Below are 14,889 nucleotides of genomic sequence, written 5' to 3' on the forward strand. Positions count from 1 at the left end.
AACCCTCCTGTTTTTTTTACCTACGCTCAGAATCCTATTCCAAACGCAGATATATAACAGAAAACACCAATAATTTGTCCAATTCAAATATAATTTCCTGTCTTTGATCATCCCCTAGTTTTACTTTATAATACACTTCTTCTGGCTCCTGAATTTCACCGTCCGGTGTCACAACGTATATTTGTTTCTTTTCTCCCGGAAGTTTTGCCTTCACTTTTATCTTTTCTACACGCTGTGGGAATTCCTCATGTGTTCTATTCCAGTTCATGTCCGAAATTCCCGTAAAATTCACACATCGTATTGAAAATTCTCGTCCTCTCTTATAAATTTGAATCCATACCTTTCCTGCTTCCGGATACGGTGACCAATCAACATTTTCGAATATAAATTCTGAGTTGATTCCTCCTGCATACTGCATCGTCAGATCCGTCCAACTTTCCGGAAATAAAAGTCCGCCGTACGCGGTAATAAAATCATAATATTTTTTCAATGTTTTTCGGAACGAATGTTCCCCAATTCTGCAGTTGTCCGGATAATATGCCTCTGTCAGAACACTTCCTTCCTCGCCCAATAGAAGATGGTATCCGCCAGAAGCGAAAATTGTTGCCATTGCAAGCTGCGCTGTAGATCCCTTCAGATTTCTTTCTGGTTCTGTTTTAAACGGATTCAAATACGCTGCCAGAATCACCCTCTTCTCATCTTTTGTTTCCCGAGCATGCGCAATCAAACGATATAGATCTCTATAAGTATCATTCGGCGACCAGACCTCTATATAAATACAATCTTCGCGACTCTTTTTTACCGAATCTACCGGCCAGTTATTTACTGCATTAAAAATGAGTTGTTTTTCCGGGTATTTTTCTTTTGTTTCATTGATCAAATCACCAAAATCATCTGCCAGATCTCGAATGACATATTTTCCATTTTCCAGAATTAATGCCTCTTTCGGATCTCCGTATTGATCCATATGTACGCCATCAAAACCTTTTTCCAGCGCTTTTCCATATTCCTGTAAAATCCGTTTTCTCCACGCCGTTCCCCTGTGAATATCCATCAACCATATTTTGTCAATGAAAATCATTGGTTCTCCATTATCGTACCGATAGCTGCATTCCGGATGTTCTTCCTGAAATGATTCTGCACCGTAAACAGCGCCATATGCTATTGCCTTGGCACCGCAAGCGTGCACTCCTTCGATTTTTTTCGCAACAGCAGTCATCGAACCTTTTCTTCCCATGATATCTGTATAAATATCACTCTCCGGATAAAACTCATCATGGCGGTACATCCAGTCATAAAACTGAATCACATTCAAGTGCATTTCCCTGAAAAATTCCTGATACTCTTCTTTTTGTTTATCTTCCTCAGAAAAACTGCTAAGAAATCCATATCTTGGAGCTTCTGTCCAGCAATTCACAACATCAAATGCCGTGTAACAGCTCCCTAGTTTTTCAGTCTTTTGAAAGAATTCTATTTTTACCAGATATCCACCCGTTTTTTCTGAAATGCTTTCCGCAAGTGGAATATACACTCCTTGTTCCAGGGTACATTCCATTTTCAGATTTTCTCCCTGATACGTAAACAACGAAACTTTCACGTGATTTGCTTTCGTCGGCCCTGTTTTTTTTATTTCCAGCCAGACTCTTTCCCCAATTTCATACTGCGTTTTATTAGGTATTACATAAAACCCTGTATTTTCCATCTTCCACCCTCTCTTTCCATGAAATGTTTCGTTTGTTTTTAAGAAAGTCCCCTCTTCGAAATTAAACCGAAGACGGGACTTTCTCTCAAGAATCTTCGCAGGGATCACTTCGTCATTTTGATACTATTGTTCTTTGTGAATTACATGAATTTCTGTCTTTTCCAGTTTAGGAACACTGACAACAACTGCTGTATCCTCTCTCCAATACCAGCCGGAACCATAATTCAACGCATTCAAGGATGCACCTTCTGAAAGAGAAACTCCATTCAACTCCAGACTTTCTGGCTTTCTGTCAAAACCAAGAAGAACAATAAATTCTGTCTCGAATGCATGGCGAAGCATAAAGAAATCTTCACCCGTTTTGCCCAAAATATTGTATTCAATTTCTTTTCCATCTGCATACCGTTTGCCTGAAGTTTCATTTAAAGCTCGACTCATAAGAACTGTATTCTTTTTTTCATATGTCATGCTTTGTCCAAGCTGCAATTCTCCATTCATAACAGATAAAATGCACGCTCCTTCCCGAATGTAAACAGGAATTTTGTCAATTGGAACATCCACCTGAAAAATTCGGTTTCCACCAACCATCTTTCTGAAATCCAACAAATTGATCCAGCTTCCTGATGGGAAGTAAATTCTCCTCTTTTCTCCTTCTTGATGCACCGGAGCAACTAACAGATCTGAACCATAAAAATATTCATCTTCCCAATAGACAGCCTCTTTATCCTCAGGAAATACCATTGGCAACGGTCTCATCATTGGTATGCCTGTTTTATGTGCCTCTTCTGCTGTATGAACCGAATATTTCAGAAGATTTTCTCTTAGCCATGCATAAAATTTATAAACAGACACTGCATATCGGCTGTAAGCCCATGGCTCTCTTGGGGTTACTCCATGGAAACGCATAATTGGTGAGAAGGTTGCAAATTCCGTCCAACGGAGATACGTTTCTTCATCTGCAAATCCTGAATAACCTCCTGCATCAACACCCCAGAATGGAAAACCGGAAGCCGCCAGTGTCAGGCCTCCATTCATTGCATAAGTCAGACCTCTAAAACTTGAAAGCTGGTCCCCACCAAACTGGCAGGAATACTTTTGAACACCCGCTGCCGCAGATCTTGAAAACAGCACGTGATCCTCTCCTTTATATTTTTCAAAGAGTTTTCGATACGCTTTTGTATAATCCAGCGCGTATGCGTTGTGCATTTCATCTCCCGTACGACCATCGTAAAACACTGCTTCATCTGGAATGATTTCTCCAAAATCCACCATAGTTCCATCAAAACCTGCATCCATTCGATCATGCCATTGGTTTTCCAGAAGTTCCTCTGCTCTTGGATGTGAAAAATCAATAGCACATGGAAGAACTTTTTCTCCATGATAATCCGGCGTTCTTGTAATTGGCAGATCTTCTTCCGCACAATTCGGCAGAAGTTCCTTTGCCTGCTCCATGTCCAGATGTGAAAACTGCCAGGAAAAAACCCGCATCTTCTGTTGTTTTGTAAACGCAGCAATCTTATATATTTCTTCTTTGTTGTAATGGTCTTCCCATTTCCAACCAGCACCCTCTGCATACAGGCCAGAATGTGGGATATCAAGATTTTTAAACTTCCGTATAACACCTTCCATCTCCTGGATTACATCGTGCGTCGGTCCGTCCATCCATCTGCCTACCCCACCGCCGGCCCACGGTTCAAACACCCACGCAGGCGGAAGCAACGGTTTTCCGGTTAAGGCTGTATATTCCTCCATGTTTTCTAAGACGCTTCCCGTAAAAACATAAATATCTGCTTTGGGTCCTGCTGTTGTGATTCGAAGCCCTTTACTGACTCTTCCAATATCTGCTCTAATTCTGTAAAAACTGTTAATAAACAAAGAGTAACCTTTTGTAGAGTGTAAAAATGATACATTTTTGTAGGACTGATTTCCAATAGAACAATTACAACCTTCAAATGCATCTCTGTGCCACAAAGAAAGTACCCGACCTCTCTGGTTTACGGCATCAAATCGTTCACCGAATCCATACACCATTTCTCTTTCCAGAAGTGGTTGGCACACATCGAAACCTTTGCTTCCTGCATAATCATAGAGCTTGAAGTTATCTGCATCCAATACAAATTTTTCATCCGCACAGATCTTCCAATCATCTCCCGCTGTAATCACAATCACAGAATGTGCTGTTTTGATCTGATATTCTCCCTCTATTTCTGAAAATGTGTACGAAACTGCTTCGCTGTCAAAATCTCCTTTTTCTCTTGTATAAAAGCGAAAACCACGATTCTGTGGAATCAATACGGCATCGCACGTGTTCAAACCATATTCGTACTTTAATACGATCTTATTCCCCTGATCTGAAACAGATTTCAGATGTGTGAATCCAATCCAGTTGTCTTCGTCTGCATCTCCAAGTGTATGATCTGCATACCACCATGCCGTGAGCGTTCGGAAATAACCAATCAATACGTCCAGTTCTCTGCAGGCTGTCGCAGTATCTCCTTTTCGAAGTGCTTCGTTACAGAGACGTCTCTGTACCCAAGGATCCACCTTATCAAAAGAGTTTTCACATCGTGCATTTGGGAAGAAATCCATTCCTTCCAACATTAACACATCCTGCCATCTTTGTACGGTTATAATCCGATCTGGCAATTCATCGGGTGTTGTAGGCGTCAGCGATTTCTGCAGATGCAGAATCTCAGCCCGCTCATTTGTAGATGGCCATTCCAATGTCGCCGGCCGCTGCCAATGCATCATTCCATCCGGTAGGATCACGCAAGCACTGTTGGAATAGATAACCTGCGGTGTTCCTCCAGGTATGCACTCAATAAAGCTTTCCGGATCAAAATCAAATCTGGACTCGTAATTTGCATTTAAATCCAACGGATTTAAAGCCAAAACTTCACTGGTCTGATTCTTTTTCCGGTAAACCTGAAACTTAAAATATTTTTCCGGAAATCCACCGAACAACTCCCATGGAATTCCAAACATGACACGCCAACAGTTTTTTTCTACAGCAATTTTGCATGTATATTTCCATGATGGGATTTCTGTTTTTACCGCATCATTTTTTTCGGTAAAGTAATCATTTAAAATTGCTTTATCACCGCCGAAATAGGTCATTCCCTTTTCCGTCCTGGCTCCCGCCTGCTTCTCTGTGTCTGCACAAAATACTGCGTAGTCTCGCGCTCCAAAATTTCCGCTACTCAATGCAATTTCTATCTTATCTTTGCGAAGCATCCATTCTGTCTTCAGCACATTTTCATCGGACGGACGGGAAACCCTTGCCTCTTTTTCATAGCAAATCAGATACAAATACAGATTTTTCTGATCCCACATCATCCGTAGGTTTGTACTTGAAACGGTCTCTCTTCCGCCTGCGCTGTAAAAAGTATCCATTAACACCGCATGTTCCCATTCATTTAAATTCACCGGAATGGAAGGTACTGTCGAAACCGGTGCACCAAGTTCAACTGCTGCAATACCAAACGACTGTTTTTTTCTAGTTGTAATCATACTTCACCTCCAGGTTAAAATTTTGCAGAGAATCCGATATTATCCTTTTATGGAACCGTCTGTAATGCCCTGCTGCATAAACTGTTTCTGGAAAATAACAAACAATACAATAATCGGAATAATAACAATAACACTGGCAGCAAACATCAGTCCATAGTTAGTCGTATACTGCCCACGGAACAGTTGCAGTGCAACGGAAAGTGTTCTCTTGTTTGTCGATTTTGTAAAGGTAAGAATATCAAATAGGTTCGACCAGTATCCATTGAACGCCAATACTGCCTGTGTTGCAATTGCCGGTTTACTTAACGGAATAATGCAATGTAACAAGGTCTGAAACCTGGTTGCACCATCAAGGTACATGGACTCTTCCAGCTCTTTCGGCACTGCTTCAAAAAAACCTCTATAGAAGAAGGTGTTTCCTGCCACACAAGTGCCTCCCCACAGCAGCCAAATTCCTTTATAGGTATCAATCAGTTTCAATCCGTTTAAAATAGTGTACTGGGAGATCATAGCCAGCTGTGCCGGAATCATCATTGTGAGCAACAGCAAGTTAAAAATAGGCTCCTTTCCTGGAAATTGGAATCGTGAGAAAGAATATGCCATCGTGATCGAAATTAACAGATTTACGATAAGGCCCACTACAGACACGTATAGTGTGTTGAAAAAGTACGTCTGAAAATGGTTTGCAGTCCACGCTTTTACATAGTTTTCCAGATAAAGTGGAAAATTCGGAAATAAAATTGGCTCGTTCGGCAGAACACCCTTTACCTTCATAAATGAAGTCGAAATCATTGACAAAAAAGGAAGAAGACATATTGCTGTCAACGCTACTAAAATCACATGAATACAGATCTGACTGATTATTTTCTTTTTCTTCATTACTGCTCTCCTCCTTAAAGATTTTCACCATAGCGAAGGAATCTCTTCAGTCCCATGGAAATAGCAAATACAACAATACCCATGACAATACCACAAGCGGCCGCATACCCAAAATCGAAATAGTTGAAAGCCCTCCGGTAAATATAATCCATAACTACATCTGTTGTTCCGAGCGGATCTCCTTTCGTTAACAGGAATACCTGAATAAAGATATTCATCGCACCATTAATCAGATTAATCAGTAGATAAAGTGTAGTTCCTCTTAATCCCGGAAGTGTAACGTGGAAGAATTTCTGAACCGCATTGGCTCCATCCATCGTTGCAGCTTCATACTGATCTGATGGGATTCCAAGAAGACCGGCGGTGTAAATGATCATAACCCAGCCATAGCCCTTCCAGATTGAGCAGATCCAGATAACAAAGTTTCCTGTCCATGTATTCTGCAACCATGCTACCGGCTCTTTTAAGATTCCGATGGTAGTCAGACAGTAGTTTACAAGACTTCCTTCATCCGGTTGGAAAATATAATCAATGATATTACAGAAAACAACCCAGTCACAAATAACTGCAATATATAAGAGTACTTTATATACATTTTTTCCTGTTTTCAGGTTATGAATCAAAACGGCAACGATCAGGCCAAGAACCAACTGTCCTGGCACAGTAACCAGAACTGCTAAAATATTATTTCGAAATGCAATCCAGAAAAAATAGGCATCAGATCCTTTTGTTGAAATATCTTTGAACATTTTAGCAAAATTACTTATTCCAACAAATGTATTTTCCGAACCTGGCATAATGCTATAATTTGTTAGTGCAATATAAATATTCTTAATTTGTGGATATAATACAAAGACAATAAATAAGGTCATTCCCACTGCAAGGAAGGGCAAAACGGCCAACCATTGTTTCAGACCTTTGGAAAATCTTTCTGATAAAGGTTTTTTCATAACAGATACCTTTCCGGGCTGCTTTTTATCGCCCTATAAACAATTTCCACAGGCAAGAAAGCCTGTGGAAATTTGTTTCATCTTTCTTGAATTATGATGCCTCACCTGCAAGCAATGCATCCAGTTCCGGAGCAATCTTATCGAGTGCGGACTGTGCCGTATCCTCATGAAGAACTGCGCTCTGGAATGCTACAGAGAGTTTATCTGAAATTTTCTCCCATGCCGGAGATGGGGTACGGGATACAGCTCCCTCAAGCTGTTCAATATACGTACTCATATTCGGTACTGCTTGTACTTCTTCAGATTCGGCAATTGTTTTTACAGTCGGGATCAGATGTCCACCGCCTACAGCCTGTGCTGTCTGAGAGAATTCACTCATTAAGAACATTGCAAATACCCAAGATGCTTCTTTCTTATCGCTACTCTCAAACATAACCAGATCCTCGCCACCGTTAACGGTAAGAGATCCGGCTTTGCCAGCCGGCAGAAGTCCTACTTCTACTTTTGCCAGATTTTCTTCATCATCATTTGTGAAGAACCATGGACCCTGATAACTAAACAGATAATTTCCATCGTAAAGACCATTTGCTGCATCCGGCTTTCCACCTGTGAAGCAAGGTCCAATAATTCCTTCATCATACCACTCAACGATAGTCTCCAGTGCCTTTACACTATCTTCACTGTTGATATAACCAGATGCTTTTGTATAATCCTCGTTGGTATAAACACCGCCCAAAGAGTGAAACAATGGAGCCATAGCCCAAGAGTTTGCCTCCTCGCATGCGATCAGATACTGATCCGGACCAAGTTTGTCTTTCAATGCAACAACTTCATCGTAAGTTGTCGGAATACTGTCAATATTCAGTTCCTCCATCATGGTCTTACTGTAAACGCCTGACAGACAGTTTGTGTTCAATGGCAATCCATAATATTTTCCATTGTAATAATTAGTACTCAGCGGTCCTTCGTACAGATTATCTTTCAGATCTGCAAATCCTTCCAGATCATCAACTGCTGCAAGTGCTCCCATTTCAGCAAGTTCTGGAACCCAGATAATATCCATTCGCATCAGATCCGGACCTGTTCCACTGGAAAGGCTGGTAATAATCTGTTGCATCAATCCATCGTATGGCATTCTTACAGCATCAACATGAATATTGGGATACTGTTTTTCAAACTCAGGAATAATGGTATCCACAAGAACCTCTTCCTCGGAATCACCATGTGTATGCCAATAGGTAATAGTTACATCGTCTCCATCGTACTGGATACCTGAACCAGAAGCATCTGAGCCTGCGTTGGATGCATCAGCTGCGCTGGCGCTGGCACTACCATTGTCAGAAGAACTCTTTGTATCCCCACTTTTGGAATTGCTTCCGCATCCAAAAAGCATGGATGCTGCAAGGATTGCTGATAGTGAAACTGCTAATGTTTTTCTTTTCATCTCTTTTCCTCCTTTAGAAAAGTTCGTTTTTGTTATAATCTATTTTTATACTTTTTCTTATCTTTTCTCAAGACGCTTTCTTATCTAATCTATACAGTATTTTTACTTTATATCACTTTTTTATGGACTTTTTAACGAATTTTGAATAATATGTTATTGTGCAATTTTTATGGTATGTAATCATTTTTTTCTTTTTATTCATGGTTAATATACAATTCAAAAGAGGGCAAAACATATGGAAATTATCGAATATGAACCAATCAATTTGTATGACGGACGCTTTTGCAAAGTATTTCATTCTGACTGGATTCAGTTAGAAAAACCAAAAGATGTAAATTTAGCACCGCATTTTCACTGGCATAACAGTTTTGAATTTAACTGTTCTATTTCGGGAACACTGCTCTGTGAAATCGGTTCTACTATGGCTTATGTAAAAGATAATGATTTTCTTTTTGTGAATCCAAATGTTATTCATAAATCACTTGAAAATTCTGCCTCCTTTCTCGGATTTGCAGTGCTTGTTCCTGTCTCTATCATACAGCTTTTTTTTAACCCGGATAGTAAAAACTCCCCTATTATAGAGCAGGATGTTGTGAACAGACATCGAAAAGAAATCATGGGACTTCTTATGGATATCTACCGATATTCGCGATCCGAAAAACCAGTTGATCTCCTTGGGATGAATGCCTGCGTTCTCCAAATTTTTCATATCCTTCTCTCTGAAAGCATGGCTACTCCGGCTTGTACTACCCCCCCCCGATCAAAATTAGAGGATTCGATTTCTTTTACCGAATATCTGGCAGCACATTATAAAGAACATATTACTCTGGAAAGTGTTTCCGAACATTTTGGCTTCAATCCGACCTATTTTTCCAGAATGTTTGCCAAAAAAACAGGACGCAATTTTAATGTCTATCTTTCTTCGCTCCGATTAGACCATGCGACCCACCTCCTTGAAACTACTACTTCTTCTATTCCTGATATTTCAGAAGAAAGTGGTTTTTCCAGTTCCCGCGCTTTTATTGAAATGTTTAAAAAAGTAAACGAACTCACGCCAAAACAATACAGGGACCAATGCAACGAGCACAAAAAAGTGCATCACTCCAATGACTGATTTTTTTCTTCTGACGTGCAGGCATGCGGTTCTTCCAAAAACGCATCGACTCTCACATATACCGTTTCGCCTTCGACCGGCGCGCCAATATTCTGCTCCCTGACCGGATGCTGATATAACAACAAAAGCTGGAATATCAAGAGTAAATATACGCCCAGACCACTGGGCGCTCTTGACATACCAGCTTATTTTTGCTATTAAATGTATTTTCCGGTCTCTACATAATTTTAAACATGTGTTGATTTGAAAAAACTATATTCATTTAAAAAGTTAAAGCAATACCTGAGAATTGGTTCCGTAAAAGATATCGTCATGAAAAGCCAGCTTCTTCAAAATGGACTCCATATATTCCCAATTATCATCTACATCAAATTCATAGCTGTGTCCCCAGATATATAACAACTGTGGTTCTTCCGTATCCATATTTAAAAAGCGGTCAATCCCACTCATAATATCTGCATCTGCATGATGGAAGCTAGGCTTGAACCTCAGCAGGTCGGATTGTAAAGCAAAACCATGTGTCTCTCCCGGAGTCCTTGCATACTGTATTCCGCATTCCTTTAATATTCTGAATGCTGATTCATCATAAGTGCCAAAGGGGAACACAAATCCTGCTATTTTCTGTTCATAGAAGGCTTCAAGATTCCTGATATCTGTTGAAATTTCATTGTACACGGTTTCCTCGTCAAGTCCCTTCAGATTAGCATGGGTCAAGGTATGCGATGCAATTTCATGCCCTTTGTAAAGCTCCCTCATATCTTTCTGATTCATCCTGTGGATCACGATATTTCCCTGGATAAACATGTCGGCTCTTGTCTGGATTCCACTATTCTGGTTAAAAGTTGCTTTCATCCCATATTTGTTAAACAATGCGATCAACCGTCTATCCTGTTCTACTCCGTCATCATAGCTGAAAGTGACCGCTTTCTTCTTACCATTCCACATAATAATTACCATGCCTTTCCGTAACCTGCAAACTTTGGGCCGCAGGCACAAAGTTGCGTGTAAAGAATTCTTTTTTCTTATTTGCAATTCATCTCACCACCTATCGGCGGGAGAATCCTTGCCATTATTTGTTGAATCTTCCCTATATGGTAATATTCTCAGAATTTCATCTGTCTGCATGTTCTGACACCGTTGACGTAAATATCATTTGCCAGTTCTGTGACTAGCCGCATATCCTGCCAGGTTTCACACTTATTCCCCATAAAAGTAATGTTATCAAAATGGACATCATGAACACGTACTTCTTCTGTCGGTGTCTGGTACCCCCGGATTACGGAAACCGGGACATCTCCGTTCAGCACCTGGATATTATCAAAATAGATATCATTAATCTCTCCTTTGGCAAGCTGTTCCGTATATTTGCAAAGCAGAACCTTAATATCGAACAGTTTCTGTTCTGCCTGCTCTACTCTGATGTTTTTATAATGTATATCATGAACATGACCTCCATCTGCCTGATGTATGGAAATCGCCGCACCACCCATGTTTCCTTCATACTGGCAGTGTATGATGTCACAGTCTTCAAATACCAGGTCGTGGATTTCGCTCTGGAGGGCATAACCAAGCTCTATGGCATTACCGGGTTCTGCATTCCAGATTACGTTATTGTGAACACGCACTTTTGTTACATCACGTACCGTTGACGGATCTTCAAACAATCTTTGGGATTTGATGCAGATACTGTCGTCTGTGGAACGGATAAAGCAATTTTTTACCTCTACATCCTGGCTGCTCGTAATATCAATACCGTCTCCCGTTACAATCCTCGACATAATGCTCATGTGCCATAAAGTAACACACAAGAATTTGATAGACAGCAGCCCACTATTCCGTTATTACCTTACGCACACACCTTGTAACTTTTTCGTTAAGCCTATTGACTCTGATACCTCGGAAGAGATATAATATAGTTGCTACTTAGCGAACCTAAATAGCGAAACTAAAGAGAGGCGACGATATGAATAGCAAATATGTCCAGCAATTCAAAAAAGGCTCTCTGGAAATGATACTCTTATGCCTAATCGGACGCAAGGAAACTTATGGATATGAAATTATAACCGAATTGAACAATAGTGCGTCTGTTTTGGGATATGCGAAAGAGGGAACCATTTACCCCATTCTGTATCGTTTACAGGAAGCAGAACTAATCAAATGCCGATTGGCTCCGGCTGCGGCAAATGGCGGCTCAAAAAAGTATTATTCTTTAACGGATAAAGGCAGGAATGTACTTGATGAACTAATCTTATTTTGGTCAAGCTATGAAAACTGCGTAAACGGCTTTATAGAAAGTTATCAACAAGCGAGGGTGTCCAAATGAAAGAACAATATATCAAACAGGTTGAAAAGGAACTATCTTTACCACGCAAAATGAAAAAAGAGGTTGTGCGTGACTTGAATGAAGTTTTTGCGTCTGCTATGGAGCATGGAGAAACAGAGCAGCAGATTATCCAGCGTTTGGGGACGCCAAAAGAATTTGCAGACAGCACCGCAGAACAGTTTGGCATTGATAACACCAAATCGAAAAAAAGGAACGGTATCATTTCTACTCTTGCTGCGCTTGTTATCGCGGTTGCCGCCTTTTCGGTATATGCTGTTACGCAATCAGGAAAAGTACCAGAAGGAGCAATCGGACAAGCAGACGCGACAACAAATATACAGATTGAGGGCGCGTTTGCCTTTGATATTTCGCAAATCCTTTTGGCTATTGGGTTTGCAGCAACAGCTATTGCTGTTTTGTTAATTATCCGAACCATACACAAAAACAGGAGGTAACTAATGAAAAAGTATATTTCTGTATTCACAATCATGGTTATGATTTTTTTGGCTGCGTGTTCTAATCAAAATACATCATCTACACCGACAAGCAATGAGAACAATACGCAATCTAATAGTGTTACAAAATTGGACGAGGGTGTTTGGCCTGCGAATGAGTACACAGAGGGGCTTCCTGTTGCGCCTGGTACGGTTGCATGGGCTACACTTGATACAGAACATGAGAATTGCAATATCAACCTTACCGGCATTAGCGAAAACGACTATAACGAGTATATGGAGCTTTTGAACCAAGAAGGCTTTTCCGTAATTGAAAATGTGTCAGAGGAAATCGAGGGAGAAAACTATGTTTCTATCGGGACACTTTTATCAAACGACAAAAAGTGGTTAAGTATCAGCTACATACCCGATAGTCTAACTATCTACATTTCCTTTGACAATAACTGAAAGAGATAACGGAATAGCAAAGCCAGCCGAGCCAGTCAACGGTCAAGATGAACGGCGCATACGCGCCGCCGTTGACAGCCCCGCCCGCCTTTGCTGGCAGGCAATCAAGGGGCGACAGCAAGGAGTGCTGCCGCCCCGCACTATTATCAGAGAGGGGGAATTTCCATGACCGAAGATGAAGCCTATAAAGTCCATATCCAGTACACCTTTAATGCCTTTTGCAAGATTGTCATTCGTCACGCAGCCATAGATAAAATTTTGAATCTGCGCCGGAGGTGGGAACGGGAAGTTTCCCTTGACTATCTGATGAATGAGAAGTTTGTCCAGCTTGCCGAGCCGGAGCAGCTTGAAGAATATCTTTTTACCGCCTGCGACCAAACCGCCGTTTTGTATCATGCGGAACTTGCCGCCGCCCTTGCCCGTTTGCCGGAGCAGACACAGGAAGAAATTTTCCGCTATTACTTCCTGCGCCAGCCGCAGCGAGTGATCGGCGTACATATCGGACGGACACGCAGCACAGCGGGGCGGCATATCCAGCTTGCTTTGAAACGGTTGCGGCGGCTCATGGAGGGGAAAGACTATGAGTAAACTTCTCCCCTATGAAACAATCGTCAAAGCGCATGAGGGCGACCCGGACGCGGTAAACGCCGTTCTTTCCCACTACGCCGGATATATCCGCTACTTTTCCAAAGTACGCGGGCAGGTCAACGCCGAGGTTGAGGAATATGTGAAACAACAGCTAATTGCCGCGCTATTCAAGTTCAGATTTGACCGATAAGCATAGACATTGCACTGTAGATATGGTAAAATCAGAGTAACCGCAAATTTGTCAGTTGCTATCTTGAAAGGAGCCGCACTATGGAAGAATTAAAAACTATTATGCAAAAATTTGTTGCATCCGGTTGGGATTTAATAGCTATTCCCGCGCAACAATGGTTAGACGGAAAATCTGATAAAGAATCTTTAATATCAGCAATTAAGCAGGCTGATGAGGAATGTGGAAGTTGCGGGTGTGAATTAGACCCACTGTATAAAAGAGCGTTGGAACTGCTTTAAGACACCGCAAAATCACTTTCAACATCATTTGCCTGATAGCCTTTTACTAAACTGAATACCAGCCGTCACCGGCGGCCAGCGAAAGCAGTAAGTCTGAAAAAGATTTGCTGCTTTTTTTGTTGTCCGTTTGGCAAAATCGCAAAGCCACCCGTAGTAGGTAGGTGAAGCCAGAAAAAGCTGCCTGCCCCGTTTGGCAAATTTCAAAACGCGGTGTTGTAGGGAGTGAAAGGAAAATTTCTCTGCCCCGCCGGTTGCCAAAATCCTGTTTCCCGGATTACTAAGGCAAAAGAAAATTTGAAAAATCCCCGTTCAGCGGGTAGCTGACGGCCTTTCAAATGTATCTTTGGCGAAAGGGAAAAAGACCGCGCACAGCGGGCTGAAAGCCCCGCCCCGTTCGCTCTATGTACGGAAAAGCCCGGACAGAGGCAGTCTGCGGCTTACTAAGAGCAAGATTCTACCGCAGTACCAAAATTCGCTTATCGCTCATTTTGCCCCTGCGGGAATCTTGTTGGGGAGTGCCTTCCCCAAACCCTGCTTATGCGGCTTACGCCGCTGGAAAATCCCTCAAAATAATTTTTCGGATTTTTCAAAAACAGTTCCGCTTTACACCCTGTTTTTCTCCTATTAGTGAGAGGACACCACGCACAGCCGAAGGAGGTTTTACCATGCGAAAACGATATAACACGCCGCACCGCAGCCGGGTAGTCAAGACACGCATGACCGAGGAAGAATACGCCGAGTTTGCGGAAAGGCTTTCTGCTTACAACATGAGCCAAGCCGAGTTTATCCGGCAAGCCATAACCGGGGCAGCCATACGCCCCATCATAACCGTTTCCCCCGTCAATGACGAGTTGCTTGCCGCTGTCGGGAAGCTGACCGCCGAATACGGCAGGATCGGCGGCAACTTAAACCAGATAGCCCGGACGCTGAACGAGTGGCACAGCCCCTACCCGCAGCTTGCCGGGGAGGTACGGGCGGCGGTTTCCGACCTTGCTGCCCTAAAGTTTGA

15 protein-coding genes are annotated in these 14,889 nt (G+C 41.8%); 8 read left to right on the forward strand and 7 right to left on the reverse strand.

Translation table 11 applies throughout. From position 1 onward, the window contains the following. Positions 1-34: 34 nt before the first annotated feature. The 5 genes from DW915_RS14795 to DW915_RS14815 all read right to left on the reverse strand — a co-directional run bounded on the left by DW915_RS14795 (position 35) and on the right by DW915_RS14815 (position 8,485). Positions 35-1,702 (reverse strand): glycoside hydrolase family 66 protein, encoded by a 1,668-nt coding sequence (locus DW915_RS14795; protein WP_055226154.1) that lies wholly within the window; start codon positions 1,700-1,702, stop codon positions 35-37. Positions 1,703-1,825: 123 nt separating this feature from the next. Beyond that, positions 1,826-5,128 carry a TIM-barrel domain-containing protein gene (locus tag DW915_RS14800; RefSeq protein ID WP_243033844.1) on the reverse strand — a complete coding sequence of 1,101 codons (3,303 nt, stop codon included), beginning with the start codon at positions 5,126-5,128 and terminating at the stop codon, positions 1,826-1,828. A 123-nt stretch (positions 5,129-5,251) separates the two neighbouring features. Then, complete coding sequence (locus DW915_RS14805) at positions 5,252-6,091, reverse strand: carbohydrate ABC transporter permease (protein ID WP_055226148.1); 840 nt, start codon at positions 6,089-6,091, stop codon at positions 5,252-5,254. Between the two features lie 14 nt (positions 6,092-6,105). After that, on the reverse strand, positions 6,106-7,041 hold the full coding sequence (locus DW915_RS14810; RefSeq protein WP_118742391.1) for a carbohydrate ABC transporter permease: 936 nt from the start codon (positions 7,039-7,041) through the stop codon (positions 6,106-6,108). Between the two features lie 91 nt (positions 7,042-7,132). Further along, complete coding sequence (locus DW915_RS14815) at positions 7,133-8,485, reverse strand: extracellular solute-binding protein (protein WP_118742392.1); 1,353 nt, start codon at positions 8,483-8,485, stop codon at positions 7,133-7,135. A 235-nt stretch (positions 8,486-8,720) separates the two neighbouring features. On the opposite strand from DW915_RS14815, the gene DW915_RS14820 reads away from it, so the two are divergent. Then, entirely contained in the window at positions 8,721-9,599 is an 879-nt protein-coding gene (locus tag DW915_RS14820) for a helix-turn-helix domain-containing protein (RefSeq protein ID WP_118742393.1), read from the forward strand. 270 nt (positions 9,600-9,869) lie between these two features. Here DW915_RS14820 and DW915_RS14825 read toward each other — a convergent pair whose 3' ends face one another. Both DW915_RS14825 and DW915_RS14830 read right to left on the reverse strand, forming a co-directional pair. Continuing rightward, positions 9,870-10,556: a polysaccharide deacetylase family protein gene (locus DW915_RS14825; protein WP_118742394.1), complete on the reverse strand. Its 687-nt coding sequence runs from the start codon at positions 10,554-10,556 to the stop codon at positions 9,870-9,872. 146 nt (positions 10,557-10,702) lie between these two features. Beyond that, entirely contained in the window at positions 10,703-11,377 is a 675-nt protein-coding gene (locus tag DW915_RS14830; RefSeq protein ID WP_158581073.1) for a glycosyl hydrolase family 28 protein, read from the reverse strand. Positions 11,378-11,562: 185 nt separating this feature from the next. Between DW915_RS14830 and DW915_RS14835 the strand changes: the two genes are divergently transcribed. The 7 genes from DW915_RS14835 to DW915_RS14865 all read left to right on the forward strand — a co-directional run. Next, on the forward strand, positions 11,563-11,922 hold the full coding sequence (locus DW915_RS14835) for a PadR family transcriptional regulator (protein ID WP_024738885.1): 360 nt from the start codon (positions 11,563-11,565) through the stop codon (positions 11,920-11,922). After that, a complete protein-coding gene (locus DW915_RS14840; protein ID WP_024738886.1) occupies positions 11,919-12,377 on the forward strand; it encodes a DUF1700 domain-containing protein in 459 nt (152 codons plus the stop codon). Before DW915_RS14835 ends, DW915_RS14840 begins: the two co-directional genes overlap by 4 nt. A gap of 3 nt (positions 12,378-12,380) precedes the next feature. Beyond that, a complete protein-coding gene (locus tag DW915_RS14845; RefSeq protein ID WP_024738887.1) occupies positions 12,381-12,824 on the forward strand; it encodes a hypothetical protein in 444 nt (147 codons plus the stop codon). 165 nt (positions 12,825-12,989) lie between these two features. After that, positions 12,990-13,412 carry a sigma factor-like helix-turn-helix DNA-binding protein gene (locus tag DW915_RS14850; RefSeq protein ID WP_024738888.1) on the forward strand — a complete coding sequence of 141 codons (423 nt, stop codon included), beginning with the start codon at positions 12,990-12,992 and terminating at the stop codon, positions 13,410-13,412. Beyond that, the gene (locus DW915_RS14855) at positions 13,405-13,602 is read left to right on the forward strand and encodes a helix-turn-helix domain-containing protein (RefSeq protein ID WP_024738889.1); all 198 of its coding nucleotides are present in this window, start codon (positions 13,405-13,407) and stop codon (positions 13,600-13,602) included. The genes DW915_RS14850 and DW915_RS14855 overlap by 8 nt, the downstream gene beginning before the upstream one ends. 80 nt (positions 13,603-13,682) lie before the next feature. Continuing rightward, the gene (locus tag DW915_RS14860) at positions 13,683-13,880 is read left to right on the forward strand and encodes a hypothetical protein (RefSeq protein ID WP_024738890.1); all 198 of its coding nucleotides are present in this window, start codon (positions 13,683-13,685) and stop codon (positions 13,878-13,880) included. Positions 13,881-14,545: 665 nt separating this feature from the next. Then, positions 14,546-14,889: plasmid mobilization protein (locus DW915_RS14865; RefSeq protein WP_118742396.1), on the forward strand; the 344-nt coding region annotated here is incomplete at its 3' end.

The organism is Blautia sp. AM42-2, assembly GCF_003480245.1.
GTDB classification, from domain to species: Bacteria; Bacillota; Clostridia; order Lachnospirales; family Lachnospiraceae; genus Fusicatenibacter; species Fusicatenibacter saccharivorans.